Origin of the sequence: Mycolicibacterium duvalii, assembly GCF_010726645.1 — a bacterium.
GTDB lineage: Bacteria > Actinomycetota > Actinomycetes > Mycobacteriales > Mycobacteriaceae > Mycobacterium > Mycobacterium duvalii.
Window position 1 is genome coordinate 4444772 of the sequence record NZ_AP022563.1, and the last position, 17368, is coordinate 4462139.

At 67.9% G+C, this 17368-nt stretch carries 13 protein-coding genes and 2 tRNA genes; 1 reads left to right on the plus strand and 14 read right to left on the minus strand.

All coding sequences use genetic code 11. From position 1 onward, the window contains the following. Genes G6N31_RS21010 through G6N31_RS21040 form a run of 7 tightly spaced genes read right to left on the minus strand, consistent with a single transcriptional unit; the run spans nucleotide 1 to nucleotide 7683 of the window. Complete coding sequence (locus tag G6N31_RS21010; protein WP_098006527.1) at nucleotides 1–1140, minus strand: MCE family protein; 1140 nt, start codon at nucleotides 1138–1140, stop codon at nucleotides 1–3. Next, the gene (locus tag G6N31_RS21015) at nucleotides 1137–2429 is read right to left on the minus strand and encodes an MCE family protein (RefSeq protein ID WP_098006529.1); all 1293 of its coding nucleotides are present in this window, start codon (nucleotides 2427–2429) and stop codon (nucleotides 1137–1139) included. Before G6N31_RS21015 ends, G6N31_RS21010 begins: the two co-directional genes overlap by 4 nt. Beyond that, nucleotides 2426–3652 (minus strand): MCE family protein, encoded by a 1227-nt coding sequence (locus G6N31_RS21020; protein ID WP_163722290.1) that lies wholly within the window; start codon nucleotides 3650–3652, stop codon nucleotides 2426–2428. Before G6N31_RS21020 ends, G6N31_RS21015 begins: the two co-directional genes overlap by 4 nt. After that, nucleotides 3649–4677 carry an MCE family protein gene (locus G6N31_RS21025; protein ID WP_098006767.1) on the minus strand — a complete coding sequence of 343 codons (1029 nt, stop codon included), beginning with the start codon at nucleotides 4675–4677 and terminating at the stop codon, nucleotides 3649–3651. Before G6N31_RS21025 ends, G6N31_RS21020 begins: the two co-directional genes overlap by 4 nt. A 10-nt stretch (nucleotides 4678–4687) precedes the next feature. Then, nucleotides 4688–6124: an MCE family protein gene (locus tag G6N31_RS21030; protein WP_163722292.1), complete on the minus strand. Its 1437-nt coding sequence runs from the start codon at nucleotides 6122–6124 to the stop codon at nucleotides 4688–4690. A gap of 6 nt (nucleotides 6125–6130) precedes the next feature. Continuing rightward, nucleotides 6131–6976, minus strand: a complete 846-nt coding sequence (locus tag G6N31_RS21035; RefSeq protein WP_098005826.1) for an ABC transporter permease — start codon at nucleotides 6974–6976, stop codon at nucleotides 6131–6133. After that, entirely contained in the window at nucleotides 6973–7683 is a 711-nt protein-coding gene (locus tag G6N31_RS21040) for an MlaE family ABC transporter permease (protein ID WP_098005882.1), read from the minus strand. Before G6N31_RS21040 ends, G6N31_RS21035 begins: the two co-directional genes overlap by 4 nt. Before the next feature lie 236 nt (nucleotides 7684–7919). Here G6N31_RS21040 and G6N31_RS21045 point away from each other — a divergent pair, with 236 nt between their 5' ends. After that, nucleotides 7920–8231 (plus strand): hypothetical protein, encoded by a 312-nt coding sequence (locus G6N31_RS21045; RefSeq protein WP_098005828.1) that lies wholly within the window; start codon nucleotides 7920–7922, stop codon nucleotides 8229–8231. 8 nt (nucleotides 8232–8239) lie between these two features. Here G6N31_RS21045 and G6N31_RS21050 read toward each other — a convergent pair. From G6N31_RS21050 to recF, 7 genes are all read right to left on the minus strand, one after another. After that, nucleotides 8240–8312, minus strand: a tRNA-Ala gene (locus G6N31_RS21050). A gap of 133 nt (nucleotides 8313–8445) precedes the next feature. Continuing rightward, a tRNA-Ile gene (locus G6N31_RS21055) sits at nucleotides 8446–8519 on the minus strand. Nucleotides 8520–8580: 61 nt separating this feature from the next. Further along, nucleotides 8581–9582 carry a DUF3566 domain-containing protein gene (locus G6N31_RS21060; protein ID WP_098005830.1) on the minus strand — a complete coding sequence of 334 codons (1002 nt, stop codon included), beginning with the start codon at nucleotides 9580–9582 and terminating at the stop codon, nucleotides 8581–8583. Nucleotides 9583–9592: 10 nt separating this feature from the next. After that, nucleotides 9593–13372, minus strand: a complete 3780-nt coding sequence (gene gyrA, locus G6N31_RS21065) for an intein-containing DNA gyrase subunit A (RefSeq protein WP_098005832.1) — start codon at nucleotides 13370–13372, stop codon at nucleotides 9593–9595. A gap of 30 nt (nucleotides 13373–13402) precedes the next feature. After that, a complete protein-coding gene (gene gyrB, locus G6N31_RS21070; protein ID WP_098005834.1) occupies nucleotides 13403–15430 on the minus strand; it encodes a DNA topoisomerase (ATP-hydrolyzing) subunit B in 2028 nt (675 codons plus the stop codon). 217 nt (nucleotides 15431–15647) lie between these two features. Beyond that, a complete protein-coding gene (locus G6N31_RS21075) occupies nucleotides 15648–16208 on the minus strand; it encodes a DUF721 family protein (RefSeq protein ID WP_163722293.1) in 561 nt (186 codons plus the stop codon). Further along, nucleotides 16205–17365 carry a DNA replication/repair protein RecF gene (gene recF, locus G6N31_RS21080; RefSeq protein WP_098005838.1) on the minus strand — a complete coding sequence of 387 codons (1161 nt, stop codon included), beginning with the start codon at nucleotides 17363–17365 and terminating at the stop codon, nucleotides 16205–16207. The genes G6N31_RS21075 and recF overlap by 4 nt, the downstream gene beginning before the upstream one ends. Between the last annotated feature and the right edge of the window lie 3 nt (nucleotides 17366–17368).

A 17368-nucleotide genomic window follows, 5' to 3' on the forward strand; every position in this document is an offset into this window, starting at 1 on the left:
TCAGCGTCCCTGGTCCCAACGGTACGGCGCGAGAAGCGGATTGCCCGCGGTGTAGGGACTCGGCAGCTGACCGATCGTGCGTCCCCACTGCAGCTCCAACTCGGTCAGGTCGCCTTCCCACCGCGTCCCGGTGAGGAAGGACGCGTCCAGGCGGCTCAGTGTCAGGTCGATCACGGCGGTCAGGTTGGCGTAGTCCCCGCGCTGCCAGATGCCGATGTTGTCGGTGGGAAACGGGTAGGTGGCGAACAGGCCCAGCGCCCGGGTCAGCGCCGGCCCGGCATCGGCCAGTGACTGCAGCACCGGTCCGAGGCTGCGCAGTTCCTCGAGCAGGCTGTCCTTGGTCTGATCGGTCGCATCGGCGGCGCGGGAACTGAATTCGCCGAGCTGGTCGAGTGCGTCCACCAGGGTCTGCCGCTCGTCGCTGATCACCTGGAGGGCGGCGGGGATGCTTTGGAGGGCGCGGTCCACCACCGGCTGCTCGGCGGCGAACTGCGCGGCCACCGTGTTGAGGCTCTCGGTGGTGGCGATGATGTCGTCGGCCTGCTCGGCTGCATAGCGGGTGAACGTGTCCAGTTGCTCGATCAGGCTGCGCAGCTGCTGCTCGCGGCCGGCCAGCGCGGTGCTCAGCGACTCGGTGATGTCCCCGACCTGGCCGATCCCACCGCCGTTGAGCACCAACGCGATTCCCGAGAGCACCTGTTCGCTCGAGGGGTACCTGCCGGCCGACGACAGCGGCAGCACCGCGCCGTCCTGCAGCCGGCCGCGGGGCGGGGCATCGGTGGGTGGCGCCAGCTCGACATGCAGCGAGCCGAGCAGGCCGCTCTGGCCGACGGTGGCCGTGGTGTTGGCCGGGAGCTCGATGTCACCGTCGATGCTCATCGTCAGCAGCGCGTGCCAGCCCTCGCGCTCGATCCTGGTGACCGTGCCGACCGTGACATCGTCGACCTGGACGCGGGAATTCGGCTCGAGGGTGCGCACGTCGGGCAGCTGCGCCTGCACCGTGTAGGCGTCCGGGCCCCGACCGGCGGTTCCCGGCAGCGGCAACGAGTTCAGCCCGCGCCATCCGCAGCCCGCCGGTGCGGCGAGGAGGAGCGCGGCGAGGACGGCCAGCGTCGCCCGTCTCAGCGGGGTGTGTGTCATCCGCCCTCCGCGGGCAGCATCAGGCCGGCCAGCCCGTGTGCCGGGTCGGTCGGTTGCGCCTCTGCGGGCAGCAACGGAACCTGTTCTGCGGCAGGCGTATCAGCCGGCGGCGGGGGCAGGTAATCGGGTCTCATCCAGTCTTCGCTGTAGGTCACCTCGTTGGGCCGGGCGGCGGCACCGACGATGAGGTTCTCGCCCAGCGGCGGGAAGTTGTACTGGCGGTTCTTGACGATCGGTGCCAGGTACTGGACGCACAGTTTGGCTGACTGCTCGGCGCCCAGCCGCGACGCTGCCTGAATCGCCCCGCACAGGAACGTGATCGGGTCGGCGAAGTTGTTGAAGGCGTAAGCCCCGCCCATCGTGGCCTGCGCGGGCTGGTAGGTGTTCATCAGGTTCTGCAGTGCGTTCGGGGCGACGTGCAGCGCCTGCTTGATGTCGGCGAGGTTGGCGGTCAGCGTCGTCGACACGGAGGCCAGCTTGTCGGTCGCCGCGCCGAGCGGCTCGCGGTGGTCGGCGACGAAAGTGCGCAGATCGCCCACCACCGCGTCGAGTGCGGCGACCGCCTCGCCGACTTCGTTTCCGTCGTCGGTCAGTAGTCCGGTCGCTGATGCCAGGTTGTCGTTGAGGCGCCGCATCACCTCGCCGCTGTGTTGCAGCGCCGACACCAGGGTCGAGAGGTTGCGCACGCTGCCGAACATGTCGTCTCGGTGCTGGTCGAGCAGCGAAATCGCCTGGGAGAGTTCGAGGATCGTTGACCGCAGATTCGCGCCCTGGCCGCGCAGGCTTTCCGCGGTGGTGTGCACCACCGATCCGAGCGTGCTCGTGGCGCCCGGTTCGGCGGGCGCGACCAGCTCGCTGAGCCGTTCCAGCTGGACGCGCAGATCGTCCCATTCGACCGGGACGGCGGTGCGGTCTTCGCCGATCACCGCGTTGTCGGCCAGCTCGGGCCCACCGGTGTAGGCGGGCGTGAGTTGGATGACGCGTGCGGTCACGATGGCGGGGGAGAGGATCGCCGCGTTGACGTCGGCGGGCACGCGGTAGCGCCCGTCGTAGGAGAAGGTGATCTTGACGCGGGTGGGCTCCGGCTCGATCTTGTCGATCCTGCCCACCGGGACGCCGAGGATGCGCACCTCGTCGCCGACGAAGATGCCGTTGCTGTTGGCGAAATATCCGACGACGGTGCGACGCGGTGCCTCGCCGGCGGTGCGCGCCAGCAGCGCGACGGCCACAGCGCACGTGAGGATCAGCACCATGACCAGACCTGTGCGGAGGGTGCCGCGCGTGGTCATCGGCTCGGCTCCTCGGCCGGCGGGCCGGGTGGGGGACCTCCGGGCGGCGGCGCCGGCAGCGGTTCCCGGTAGGGGTAGCGGGGGTCGCCGGGAGTGCCGGTGATCGCGTCGGGAACGGTCAGCCGGGGGGCGCCCCCCTGCCCGGTCCGGGGGAACGGCATCGGCAGCGCCGGGGTGGCCGGTTGACCGGTCTGCGGGTCGGTGCGCTGCGCGGGCGTCAGGACGCTGGGGTCCAGACCCAGATCGGAGAAGGCTGCGTCGACGAACGGCTGGACGAACTGTCCGGGCAGCAGGTTGGCGATGTAGAACTTGAAGAACGGTCCCGACGACATCGATTCGCCCAGAGACATCGCGTACTGGTTGAGGCCCTTGATGGCCGACGCGATCGCTTGCTTGCGGTCGTCGAGGATGGTCAGCAGCTGATTCAGCTTGTCCAGCGCGGGCGCCAGGGTCTGCCGGTTCTCGGCGATGGCGTCCTTGACCTGGAGGCTCATGGCCGTGAGGGTTGCGGAGATGTCGTCGAGCGCTCGGCGTTGGCTCATCAGGTCGCTCAACAGGGCGTCGCTGTCGGCGAGCAACTGCACCAAGGCGCCGCTGCGCTCCGCCAGCACCGTGGTGACCCTGTCCGAGGCGGAGAGCAGGTTGCGCAACTCGGTGTCGCGGTCATTGAGTATTTGGGAGAAACGCGACACCCCCTGCAACGCGTCCTTGAGCGCCGGCGCGGTGCCGGAGAACTCGTCGGCCATCACCTGCCACGATTCCGACAGCTGCTCGGTGTCCAGTCGGCTGATGGTGGTGGTCAGGTCACCGAGGGCGTCCGGGAGTTGGTAGGGCGAGGTTGTCCGGTCCATGGGGATCGGGCTCGAGACGGTTCCGCTGCCCTTCGGCGTGAGCTCGAGGACCTTGGCCCCGAGGATGCTCCTGGTCTTGATCGCCGCCGCTGTGCGGTCACCGAGGCGGATGGCCTTGTCGACCTCGAACGTGACGAGCACACGAGCGCCGTCGAGGTCGATGGCGGTGACTTCGCCCGATTCGAGGCCGGACACCTGCACCGCGGCTCCGGTCAGCAACCCGCCGGCTTCGGCGAAGTAGGCGGAGTACTCCCGGCTCGAGTTGACGAAGGGGAGTTTCTCGAAGTTCAGGGCGCCGGCGACGAGGCCGACGGTCAGGGCGACGCCGGCCACGCCCACCATGATGGGGTCGCGTTCTGCGAACGTCTTCATCTCGGGGTGCACCTTCCGCTGCTCTGCCCCGCGACCTTGACGTAAACGGGCTGTCCGCCTTTACCGTTGAGCTTCAGGATCAGGTCGCAGAGGTAGAAGCTGAAGAAGTCGCCGTAGAGCCCCTGCCGGTTGAGCATCCGGTAGGCCTCGGGCAGCGTCGCGAGGAAACGTTCGAAGTACTCGCGGTCGGAGAGAATCGCGGTCGCCGTCCGATCCGCCTCGCCGACAACGGTTCTGAACGGTGCCCGGGCCTGCGCCAGCAGGTCAGTAACCGACGCTGCCGCGTCGCGCGCATGGACGAGCCCGTTGCGGAGGTCCTGCCGCCGGTCGGCCATCGTCCTCAGGGACGCCGACAGGGCGTCGACGGTCGCGGCCAGCTGTGCGCTGTTGTCGCCCAGCGTGCCCACTACCGTCGCGAGGTTGGTGATCACCTGCCCGATCAGCTGATCACGCTCGGCGAGTTTGCCGGTCAGTTGCGCGGTCTGCGCCAGAAACGTCGTGATCGTCGTTCCCTCGCCCTGCAACGCTTCGATCAGTTGACCGGACAACGCGTTGACCTGCTCGGGGTCCAGGGCGCGGAACAGCGGGCGAAAACCGCCGAGGAGGGCGTCGAGGTCTAGCGCGGGGGCCGTGCGCGACAGCGGGATCGTCGCATCGGGTGGCAGGACCCGGGTGCCGCCGGCGCCCTCCTCCAGCGCGAGGTAGCGCTCCCCGATGAGGTTCCGGTACCGGATCACCGCCCGGCTGCCCTCGGTCAGCACCACCGTCGAGTCGGCCCCGAACTCGACGAGCGCGACCCCGTCGTCGCGGATCCTGATGTTCTTGACCTTGCCGACCTCGACACCGGCGATGCGGACGAAGTTGCCGTCCTCCAGGCCCGAGACCGTGCGGAACTCGGCGGTATAGGTCTGTTCGGCCTCGAACCGCAACTGGGCGAAAACCGCCAGCATCAGCGCCAAGCCCAGTGCGCACACCGTGAGGAAGACGCCGACGCGCCAGATCGCGCCTGTCAGGTTCTCCCTCATGCGGATCTCCTCAGCGGGTCGGGGGCGACGGGATGGGCGTGGGTTGCAGGTGCGCCGGTGCGGGCACCGCGAACGGTTCCGAGCCGGGCGGGGGTGGGCCGGGTTCGCGCGGCGCGCCCGGCGGTGGCGCCGGAGGGAGGCCGGGCCACAACGGTGTTCCGTCGGGGGCGTACAGCGTCGCCCCGTAGGGCGGAGCGCCCGGATAGGGGATGGGTCCCGGGGCGGGGCCGCCCGGATAGCGGATGCTGGGCGGTTCGGGGACCGCCCTGGTGACCGGGAAGTAGTTGGCATATCCGGGGAATCCGATGCCCGGGTTGGGCCGGATGTCCAGGCCCGTGCCCCATCCGGTGTTCGTGATGAGTTGGCGCACCGGCCAATCGGCCGCGACGTCTGGCAACGAGCCGCAACCCGGCCGTCCACCCGGTCCGCCGCGGGCCCCGATCACGGGCAGGTTCTGTGGGTAGCGGTAGGCGTCCGGACCGAACAGCAGCGCGCTGTCGAGGATCAGTGAGGTGCCGTTCGCCGCACCGGTGGCGTCCAGATAGCCGGTGTCCAAGGCGGTTTTGGCGCCGACCAGGGTGCAGGTGAACGTCGGCTGATACTTCAGCAGCAGTCGGGCGGTGGAGGCGAAGACGTTGACCGCTGTGGTGATGTCGGGCTGGCTGACATCCAACAGCTCGATGCCGCCGCTGGTCAACCCGACCACACCGGTGAGCAGGGCGTCCAGTTCCCGGGCGTGGTCGGTGACGGTGGCGCCGGTGGTCGCGGCGGCGTCGAGTGCGGTCAGGATGTCCTGTGCGGCAACGCTGTAGGTGTCGCTGATCGTACGTAGCGCTCGACGGTCGGCGGCGAGGGTGTCCGTGCGGGCGTTGAGGGCAGTGAGCACTTCGTCGGTATCGGAGATGGTCTGCCCGATCATCGCGCCGTGGCCGCCCAGCCCCTCGGCCAAGGCGGCCAGCACAGCCTGCAGCTTCACCGGGTCGACGCGGTCGAGGATGGCGGAGATGTCGCGGAAGAGCGTGTTGATCTCCGTGCTGACGTTACTGGAGGAGATGACCGCGTTCTCGGTGAGCCGTTGGGCGCTGGGATCACTCGGGTAGACCAGTTCGACGAACTTCGCGCTGAACAGCGTGCCGGACCGGATCCGCGCACCAACGTTGGCCGGGATGTACCTCAGCTGATCCGGTTCGATCTCGAGCGTCAGGAGCACCTGGTCGCGGTCACCGGTGATGTGCCCCACCCGGCCGATCTGGACGCCGCGGAAGGTCACCTTCGCGCCGCGGCCCATCACCAGGCCGGCGCGATCGGCGGTCAGTGTCACCGGTACGGAGGCGCGCAGAGCACCGGAGAACAGGATCGCGGTGGTCACGATGGTCGCGACGACGGCGACGGCGAACATCAGCGTCCACCATCCGGGATGCATTCCCTCCCTGCGTCGTTCGGCCATCGCGCGCTACCCGGACAGGTGGAAGTTGCCGGACTGCCCGTAGATCGACATCGCGACCGCCAGCAGCAGCAGGGTCAACACGATCAGGGAGGTGCGCACCGATCGGCCCACCGCCTCGCCGACGCCGGCGGGCCCACCCGAGGCGGTGTAGCCGTAATAGGTGTGCACCAGCATGACCGCGATGCCCATCAGGACCACGGTGAAGAACGACCAGATGAGGTCGGTGGAGTTGAGGAACGTGTTGAAGTAGTGGTCGTAGATGCCCGTGGATTGTCCGTAGAACCCGGTGGTGCCGACCCGGGCGGCCAGGAAGGCGCACACCATCGCGACGCAGTAGAGCGGGATCACCACGACCACCCCGGCGACCACGCGGGTGGACACCAGGTAGGCGACCGAGCGCACCGCCATCACCTCGAGGGCGTCGATCTCGTCGGCGATGCGCATCGCGCCCAGTTGCGCGGTCGCCCCGGCACCGATGGTGGCGGCCAGACCGATCCCGGCCACCGCCGGGGAGATGATGCGGACGTTGACGTAGGCGGAGATGAATCCCGTCATCGCCTCGACCCCGATACCGGCCAGTTCGTTGTACCCCTGCACGGCGATGACCGCACCGGTCGCCAAGGTGAGGAAGCCGACGACCACCACGGTGCCGCCGATGAGCGCCAATGCGCCTGTGCCCAAGCTCATCTGCGCGATCAGCCGGAGGATCTCGGTGCGGTAGCGCACCAGCGCGGTGCCGATCTCGCGCACCGACGCGGCGTTGAACGCGATCTGCTCTCCCACCCGGTTCCAGCCGTGCACCAGCGCCTGCACCGCACCGGGGGCTACCGGCGACCGCCGTGCCGCCGTCATTTCACGCTCGCGTAGTAGACCGCGGTGGCCACGATGTTGATCACGAACAACGCGATGAACGCATAGACGACGGTCTCGTTGACGGCGTTGCCGACACCCTGCGGACCGCGCCGCACCGACATGCCCTTGTAGCAGGCGATGAGGGCTGCGGCCGTGCCGAACAGGGCGCCCTTGACCAGCCCGAGCAGGATCTCGGGCAGCCCGGTGAACAAGGTGAGGCCGGCGACGAACGCACCCGGGGTGACGTGCTGGACGAACACCGCGAACGCGAACGAGCCGACCAGTCCGACGAAGGTGACCAGCGACACCAGCGACACCGCCACCAGGGTGGCGGCCAGGACGCGGGGCACCACCAGCCGGTGCACGGGGTCGACCCCCATGACGCGGAGCGCATCGAGTTCCTCGCGGATGGTGCGCGCCCCCAGGTCGGCGCACATGGCGGTGGCGCCGGTGCCGGCAACGACCAGGACCGTGACGATCGGCCCGATCTCGGTGACCGCGGCGCCCGCGGCACCGGTGCCGGAGAAGTCGGTGGCGCCGAACTCGGTCAGCAGCACATTGAGGGTGAAGACCACCAGCACGGTGAACGGGATCGCCATGAACAGCGTCGGCACGACCGCCACGCGCGCCACGAACCACGTCTGGAGGAAGAATTCGCGCCAGGCGAACGGCGGCTTGACCATCGCGACGAGGGTGTCCAGCGCCATGGCGTAGAACCCCCCGACAGACCGAATGGGTCGCAGGACATCGTCGGCTGACACCACTGTTCGACTCCTGGCGCTTCGGAGCTTTGCTGCTGTTCAGGCGTTGACGCTACGCAGCAAACGCGCGTGCCGGAGGGGTCGAAGGTCACCTGTTGCGGCCGGTGACCGACCCAGGTGTAAGGGTCGGCCCCGGCGGGGTATGGCTGACCCGCGAGACTGACCCTATCGGAAGGCAGACGATGAGCACCACAGACGACGTCAAGCAGGATCTGGCCGCGGCGTACCCGGAACTGAGCCGGTCCGATCTCGAACGCGTCGTCACGCTGCTGGCTCAGGCACCGGCCACCGACAGCGGCACCAGCGTCGCGACCGCGCTCAAGCCGGTGCTGCCGCAGGCGGCCGAACGGCTGGACACGCTGTCGGCGACCGAGGTGACCGAGTACCTGCGGATCCTTCAGGGCGCGGTGACGACGACGCTGCAGTCCTGGACGGACGGGACGCGGCCCGATATCGAGCGGATTCACTCATTCATCGACGCGGTGATGGAGTGAGAACGTTGTGGAGCCTAGGAGATTCGAACTCCTGACATCTGCCTTGCAAAGGCAGCGCTCTACCAACTGAGCTAAGGCCCCCGGGGGGATCAGGAAGGCGCGTCCGCTGTGTGCCAGACCTCGGCGCCGCGCTGACTCCGCCGCATCAGCAGGGCGGCGGCCGCAGCCACGGCGGCGAGTGCAAGCACCAGCTTCATCGATGGGCACCTTTCCGTGGGGCTAGGAGGACTCGAACCTCCGACCTCTTCGTTATCAGCGAAGCGCTCTAACCGCCTGAGCTATAGCCCCGTCAAACCGCACGGCCGAGCGACGAGATTACCTCACCGGCAACCTGTCTCCCAAACCGCGTTCAGTCCCGGTCGGCGAGGGTGACCTCCACACCGCCGACGAGGTCGGTGGTCAGGTTGTAGATGAACGCACCGATGGTCGCCGCCGCGGTCAGCAGCACGATGTTGACCAGACCGATCAGCGCGGCGCCCCCGAAGATCGTGCCGCTGGAGACCAACTCACCACCGGAGCTTCCGCTGGCGCTGGTCAGCAGGTCACCGACGTTGCTGTTGAGCTTCGACCAGACGCCCATGCCACCCAGCACCAGGTACAGGAACGCGACGGCGATCATCCACACGAAGAACAGCGCCACCGACAGCAGCAGCGACACCTTCAGCGTGCTCCACGGATCGACCCGCCGGATCTGCATGCTGGCCCGCACCGGACCCCGGTGCTGCTGGCGCGACGCCACCTCGATCGCCCGCGACGGCGGCGCCGGGCGGGGAGACCGCGGAGGTTGGTCGGCGCCGGGCCGATCCGCCGGCTTGCGCTGCGCAGCCGGTGCCGAGCGCGGAGCCGCACCCGACAGGTCCGGGATCTCGCTGGCGTAGGCCACCGGCCCGGGCTCCGGCCGCTTGCCCTGCTCGGGACGGATCGTCTCGGTGCGGGTGTCCTTGTTGCGGTCGGGGGCCCGGTCGGCGGGACGATCCGGTGTCCGGTCGGCCGGACGGTCCGGTGCGCGCTCCGGCGCCCGGTCCGCCGGACGGTCGGGAGCCCTTTCCGCGGGGGTCGGAGCCCGGTCGGCGGTGCGGCCGGCCTGCTCGGTCTCCGGCGGCGCTCCGCCGGCCATGAACCGGTTCAACCGCGCGTCCAGACCGCCGGGATTGGTCCCCGGGCGGCCCTCGCCCGTCGGCTCGGGCGCCTGATGCTGGCGGGCCCGGGTCGCAGGTCCCCGCTGCCACGGGGGCACGTCGCCGCCGGACGAGCCGGACTCGGGCGCGGGCTTCGCGGGGGTCGGCGAGCCGTTACCCCCGCCGGAACCATCACCGGCGCGGGAATGGCCCGGCTCGTTGGGTGAGCTCACCTACGACTCCTCACTCATCCGTCGCGTCGACATCGGTGTTGACCTCGTCGGTGCTGTCGCCGGCTTCGGCGTTGCGCGCGATCGCGATCAGTGTGTCGCCCTCGCCGAGGTTCATCAAGCGAACGCCCTTGGTTTGCCGTCCGGCCTTGCGAACCTGACGGGCGGCGGTCCGGATGACGCCGCCTCCGGAGGTGATGGCGTACAGCTCAGTGTCGTCGTCGACGATCAACGCGCCGACCAGCGTGCCACGCCTGCGGTCGTACTGAATCGTCAGGATTCCCTTACCGCCGCGGCCCTGGGCGCTGTACTCCTCGATGGCGGTCCGCTTGGCGTAGCCGCCCGAGGTCGCGACCAGCAGATAGGTGTCGGGCCGCACCACGTTGAGCGACAGCAGTTGGTCCTCTTCGTTGAAGCGCATGCCCTGCACACCCGACGTCGCCCGGCCCATCGGGCGCAGCGCTTCGTCGGTCGCCGAGAACCGGATCGACTGGCCCTTGGCCGACACCAGCAGCAGGTCGTCGTCGGCCGAACACAGCACCGCGCCGACGAGTTCGTCGCCGTCACGCAGGTTCACCGCGACGATGCCGCCGGACCGGTTGGAGTCGAAGTCCACCAGGCGCGATTTCTTGACCAGCCCGTTGCGGGTCGCGAGCACCAGATAGGGCGCATCCTCGTAGGTCTTGAGCTGGATGACCTGCGCGATCCGCTCCTCGGGCTGGAACGCCAGCAGGTTCGCAACGTGTTGACCGCGCGCGGTGCGCGACGCCTCGGGCAGGTCGTAGGCCTTGGCCCGGTAGACGCGACCCTGGGTGGTGAAGAACAGGATCCAGTCGTGGGTGGAGCACACGAAGAAGTGGTTGACGATGTCATCCTGCTTGAGACCCGCACCCTGGACGCCTTTGCCGCCGCGCTTCTGGCTCCGGTACAGGTCGGATTTCGTGCGCTTGGCATAGCCGGTCTCGGTGATCGTGACGACCACCTCTTCGCGGGCGATGAGATCCTCGTCGGCGACGTCGCCGTCGGCCGGGATGATCCGGGTGCGGCGGTCGTCGCCGTACTTGTCGGCGATCTCCTTGAGCTCGTCGCGCACGATGGCGCGCTGCCGTTCCGGCTTGGCCAGGATGTCCTCGAGGTCGGCGATCTCGGCCTCGATCTTGGCCAGATCGTCGACGATGCGCTGCCGCTCCAACGCGGCCAGCCGGCGCAGCTGCATGTCCAGGATCGCCTGGGCCTGGATCTCGTCGACGTCGAGGAGCTCCATCAGGCCGGTGCGCGCGACATCGGCGCTTTCCGAGGCGCGGATCAACGCGATCACCTCGTCGAGCGCGTCGAGCGCCTTGACCAGGCCGCGCAGTATGTGGGCCCGCTCGTTGGCCTTGCGCAGCCGGTAGGTGGTCCGCCGGACGATGACGTCGAGTTGGTGATCGACGTAGTGGCGGATCATCTGGTCCAGGCGCAGCGTCCGCGGGACGCCGTCGACGATCGAGAGCATGTTGGCGCCGAAGCTGGTCTGCAGCTGGGTGTGCTTGTAAAGGTTGTTGAGCACCACCTTGGCCACCGCGTCGCGCTTGACCTCGATCACGATGCGCAGACCCACGCGGTCGCTGGACTGGTCCTCGATGTTCGAGATGCCGGTGAGCTTGCCGTCGCGCACCTGCTCGGCGATCGAGGTGATGAAGTTGTCGTGGTTGACCTGATAGGGCAGCTCGGTGATCACCAGCGAGGTGCGACCGCGGCTGTCCTCTTCGATCTCCACGACGCCGCGCATCCGGATCGACCCGCGACCGGTGTTGTATGCGTCGGAGATGCCCTGGGAGCCGACGATCAGACCGTAGGTGGGGAAGTCAGGGCCCTTGACCCGCTCACACACCGCCGTCAGTGTGGCTTCCTCGTCAGCCTCGTGATTGTCGAGGCACCAGTAGACCGCCTCGGCCAGTTCGCGCAGATTGTGCGGGGGGATGTTGGTCGCCATCCCGACTGCGATGCCGCCCGAGCCATTGGCCAGCAGGTTCGGGAACCGGCTCGGCAAGACCGTCGGCTCCTGCACCCGGCCGTCGTAGTTCGGGACGAAATCGACTGTCTCCTCGTCGATTTCGCGCAGCATCTCCATCGCCAGCGGCGTGAGCCGCGCCTCGGTGTTGTGGCTGACGAATCCGTTGGTGAGGAACGCATGATCAGCGGTGTCGACCCGAAGGCTGTACACGGGTTGCACGCCGGCGTCGACCACCGCGGCCACCGTTGCGTAGTAGAAGCGGCCGTCGGTCAGTTCCGTAGCAATCGCGCGCACCTCTGGGTCGGCGATGCGTCCCAGTATCTCGGCGCCGCCACGCTTCCACCTCGAGATGCGGTCGATGTTGTGCTTGCGCAGCCACTCCTTGTCGGTCCAACGGCCGCCCCCGTGGTCACGGATGAATCGCGCCAGGCCGGGCACGAAGTCGCGATCAAGACCGGCGGCGTCGCTCGGCAGTGCCGCCAGAATTCGCAGCAACTTCTCCTGTTTTGCCCCCCCGAACCCGATTTGACTGGCGAACAGCTCCGCCTGGGTTCTGTTGGTGAGGACCACCTTGTATTCGCCGACAGCATGCCGATAGCGGCGGGAAACGACACCGAACTCGAGCAGCATCTGCTGCACGTCTACGGCCAATCGCCGGCTTCGAGTCGAATACGAGACCTGCACCGTGTTGCGAGGAAGGCTCGAGCAGGAACCGTCTCCTTCGAACAGTGCTTGGAGGAACGCCCGCTTGACTGCGGCCGGGGATTGCCAGACCCAGTTCGGTACGAACTTGTCCGCGGACCGCTGCCCGACAGCAAGGCCCAATTTCGAGCCGCGCAACGACTCGAGATTCTGGATATCCAACTCGTGCAACAACGAACCCGACGCGATCCGGCGACTCGAGACGTATCGACGTCCACCGATGACAGCGTCATACGCAGCGACGACGTTATTGAAGAAGTCACGGTCGAGGTTGTTGAACCCTGCTCGCTCCTCCGAGACGAAGCCCTCGCTCATGAATGCGCCTGCAAGCAGGCCCTCCAGCGTGTCCTGCCATCCAGCCGGACCGAACTCCATTGGCGGAGTGCGCTGGAGAACCACGGTATCGCCGGGCGTGATCTCACCGACCAGTTTCCACAACAGCGTCGGAACACCACCGACATCCACCAGACACAAGAGAGGGTGGTTGCTGGTACCGGTGACCGTATATCCCTCCGCGGTGGTCACCGTGTATGTCTGATGATCGCCGGAGTGGAACAGCCTGTCAGCTGCCACGGGATCGCCATGGCGATCGACGACCTTGAGATCGATGGCGTTGTCGGAGTTGGGTTTCGCTCCGGGTACGACCTCATCGATGCGCACCGACCGCCCCAGTGGTAACCGCACCAACGCGTCGCCGGTGACGCAGTACCTCATGGCGGCCGGCGGATCGTTACCCGGGGAACCGAAGTTGCCCTGGCCGTCGACCAACGGGTAGCGCAGCGACCAGGGCTGGGCCATCCGGACCAGGGTGTCGTAGATCGACGCGTCGCCGTGGGGGTGGTAGTTGCCCATCGTCTCGGCAACGGAGCGCGCGGATTTCGCGTGGCCGCGGTCCGGTCGGAAGCCGGAGTCGAACATCGCGTAAAGCACGCGGCGGTGCACCGGCTTGAGGCCGTCGCGCACCTCGGGCAACGCGCGCCCGACGATCACGCTCATCGCGTAGTCGATGTAGCTGCGCTGCATCTCCTGCTGGATGTCAACCGGCTCGATGCGGTCGCTGGCGTCGTCGCCCGGGGGCAACGTGGTGTCGGTCATGTAGTTGTCCTCGTGACTGGCGGGGTGTCGTTAAACATCAAGGAAGCGGACGTCTTTGGCGTTTCGCGTGATGAAGCTGCGGCGCGCCTCGACGTCCTCGCCCATCAGGATGGAGAAGAGTTCGTCGGCCGCGGCGGCATCATCGAGGGTGACCTGGCGCAGCACCCGCACCGACGGATCCATCGTGGTCTCCCACAGTTCCTTGGCGTCCATCTCACCGAGGCCCTTGTAGCGCTGGATGCCGTCGTCGACGTTGATCTTCTTGCCCGCGGCGCGGCCCGCCTCGAGCAACCCGTCACGCTCGCGGTCGGAGTAGGCGAACTCAGGGTCGCTGCGCTGCCACTTCAGCTTGTACAGCGGCGGCTGGGCCAGGAAGATGTGCCCGTTCTCCACCAACGGTTTCATGAACCGGAACAGCAACGTCAGCAACAGCGTGGAGATGTGCTGGCCGTCGACGTCGGCGTCGGCCATCAACACGATCTTGTGATAGCGCAGCTTGGAGATGTCGAACTCGTCGTGGATACCGGTGCCCAGCGCGGTGATGATCGCTTGGACTTCGGTGTTCTTCAGCACGCGGTCGATACGGGCTTTCTCGACGTTGATGATCTTGCCGCGCAGCGGCAGGATCGCCTGGAACATCGAGTCGCGGCCGCTCTTGGCCGAGCCGCCGGCCGAATCACCCTCCACCACATAGAGTTCGGACTTGCTCGGGTCGGTGGACCGGCAGTCGGCCAGCTTGCCCGGCAGCCCGCCGATGTCGGTGGCGCTCTTGCGGCGCACCAGCTCCCGGGCCTTGCGCGCCGCGATCCGCGCCTGGGCCGACGAAACCGCCTTGTTGATCACCGTTTTGGCCTCGGCGGGGTTCGACTCGAACCAGTGGCTGAGCTGCTCGTTGCAGATCCGCTGCACGAAGGACTTGACCTCGGTGTTACCCAGCTTGGTCTTGGTCTGTCCCTCGAACTGCGGCTGCGAGACCTTGACCGAGATGACCGCGGCCAGGCCCTCGCGGATGTCGTCGCCGGTCAGGTTGGGGTCCTTGTCCTTGAGCAGCTTCTTGTCTTTGGCGTACTTGTTGACCACCGACGTCAGCGCCGCGCGGAAACCTTCCTCGTGCGTGCCGCCCTCGTGGGTGTTGATGGTGTTGGCGAAGGTGTGCACGGATTCGGAGTAGCCGGCGTTCCACTGCATCGCGATCTCGACCTCGTGGCCGTCGCCCTTGCCTTCGAAGTCGATCACGCTGGGCTGGATCGGGTTCTTGGTGCGGTTGATGTGCTTGACGAAGTCGACCAGTCCGCCGGGATAGTGGAACACCCGGTGCTTCACCTTCACCGGAGCGCTGGCCTCGGCGGCTTTCTCCTCGGCCGTCTTGGGCGCTTCGGCGTGGTCGCTGACCACGTCGTCGACGACTTCCTCGGCGGTCACGCGTTCATCGGTCAGCTCGATGGTCAGACCCTTGTTGAGGAAGGCCATCTCCTGCAACCGGCGTGCGATCGTCTCGAAGTCGTAGTTGGTGGTCTCGAAGATGCCCGAATCGGCCCAGAACCGGATCGTGGTCCCGGTCTTGGTGGTCTTCTCGCCCTTCTGCAGGGTGCCGGGCACGGAGCGGTCGTAGGTCTGGAACCACTCGAAGCCGTCGCGGCGGATGTCGGCTTCCAACCGGGTGGACAACGCGTTGACCACCGAGACGCCGACGCCGTGCAGACCGCCCGACACCTGGTAGGCACCCTCTTCGAACTTGCCGCCGGCGTGCAGCACCGTCATCACGACGTCGACGGTCGGGACACCGGTGGAGTGCATGGCCACCGGGATGCCGCGGCCGTCGTCGGTGACCTGGACCCCGCCGTTCTCCAGCAGACGGACGTCGACCTTGGTGGCGTACCCCGCCATCGCCTCGTCGACGGCGTTGTCGACGACCTCCCAGATCAGATGGTGCAGGCCGCGCTCTCCGGTGGACCCGATGTACATGCCCGGGCGCTTACGGACCGCTTCCAGACCTTCGAGCACTTTGATGGCATCGGCGCCGTACTCACTGGGAGCATTCTTCTTCTGGGCAGCCACGTTGGACGCGTCTCCTTGGGGTTCGCAAGCGAGCGGTCACATACCACCCGCAGATCTGGAGACCACTCTACCGGTAAAGACCGTCAGGACCGACGCTGCGGCGGCGTTTCCACATACCTGATCGCGCCGTGCGCGGATTTTCTCGGATCGAGATAGGTCTTGACGGCGTGGATGGTATTCGGATTCGTTCTGGTGACTCTCAGGCAACCGAGCGATCTCACCCGTAGGTGTCGCGCGGTCCACGCCCGGGCACGCTGTAGGGCCCTTTGCGCCACGACGGCCCCACCGGCCCGACGATCTTGACCGCGGTCACCACCCCGTCGCCGACCGCGGCGGCGATCTTGGCGAGGAGTTGAGCCTGCACCATCCGCAATTGGGTGGCCCATGCCGTCGATTCCGCGGTCACGGTCAGCACACCCTCGTGCAGCGACTTCGGCTCGGCGTGGTCGGCGATCTGGTCGCCGACCACGGCGCGCCAGCGCCCGAAAACCGAGCCCTCGGCCACCTTCCCGGCCCAGCCGCGGGTGCGGGCCAGGTCGCTGGTCACCGCACCCAGCGGTTGCGGGTCCCGGTGGTCGGGGCCGGGGCCGGACCAGCGTCGTCGACCCGCCGCCGGCGTCCGGCGCGGCGCCGGGGAGGTGCGGCCGCGACCGACATCCTTTCCCTGTACGCGCGCAGCGCCGCGGGCCTCTTCCAGGGTCCGGCGCACCAGGTCCATGCCTTTCAACCCGGCCAGATGAGCCGGTGGACCCGCGGTGTTCTCGTCGGGGCCGGTCATTCCGACACCTGCGAGACCCGACCGGAATCGCTGTCGGTCATACCGATGTCGATGCGCCGGGCATCCCAGTCGGCCGGAATGTCCTCGCCGACCGCGGCGGTCACCAGCACCTGTTCAGCCGTGCCGGCGACCTGGGCCAGCGCCTGCCGCCGCGCGCTGTCGAGTTCGGCGAACACGTCGTCGAGGAGTAGCACCGGGTCTCCTCCCTCCGCGCGCAGCAGTTCGTAGGACGCCAGGCGCAGGGCCAGCGCCATCGACCATGATTCCCCATGACTGGCGAATCCTTTCGCCACCTGGTCGCCGAGTCGCAATTCCAGGTCGTCGCGGTGCGGTCCGACTAGACACACCCCGCGCTCCAGTTCGGCCTCGCGGCGGCGGCTCAACGCGTCGAGCAGCGCGGCTTCGAACACCTCCGGGTCGACGGTGCCGGCGGACGCCTCGGCTTCGATGATGTCCACTCCGCTGCGGTAGCGAATCCCCGCAGGCCGCGACGCCGGAGCCAGCAGCTGGTAGGCCTTCTCCACCTCGGGGGCCAACGCGTTGACCAGTTGCACGCGGGCGGCGATCAACTGGGCCCCGTGGGTGGCCAGATGACCGTCCCACACGTCGAGGGTGTCCAGCGCGGAGCGGTCCCCGCGGAAACGCGCCGCCGTCGCGGTCTTGAGCAACGCGGTGCGCTGACGCACCACTTTGTCGTAATCGGCTCGTACCCCGGCGATCCGGGGTCTGCGGGTGGTGGCGAGCTCGTCGAGGAACTTCCGCCGTTCCCCCGGGTCACCGCGCACCAGCGCCAGATCCTCGGGGGCGAACAGCACCGCGCGCAGCACCCCGAGGATCTCGCGGGCGGACCGTACGGGGGAGCGGTTCAGGCGGGCCTTGTTCGCCCGACCGGCGGTGATGTCCAGGTCCACGGCGAGTTCCCGGCCCTCGTTGACCACGATCGTCGACACCACGGCGCGTTCGGTACCGGCCCTGATCAGCGGCGCGTCCGAGGCGACCCGGTGTGACGACAGTGTCGCCGAATACCACAGGGCCTCAATCAGATTCGTCTTGCCGAACCCGTTGGGGCCGACGAAGACGGTGCGACCGGGCTGCAGTTCCAGCTCCGCGCGGGGCCAGGACCGGAAATCGGTCAGGGTGAGGTGGCGGACGTACACCGA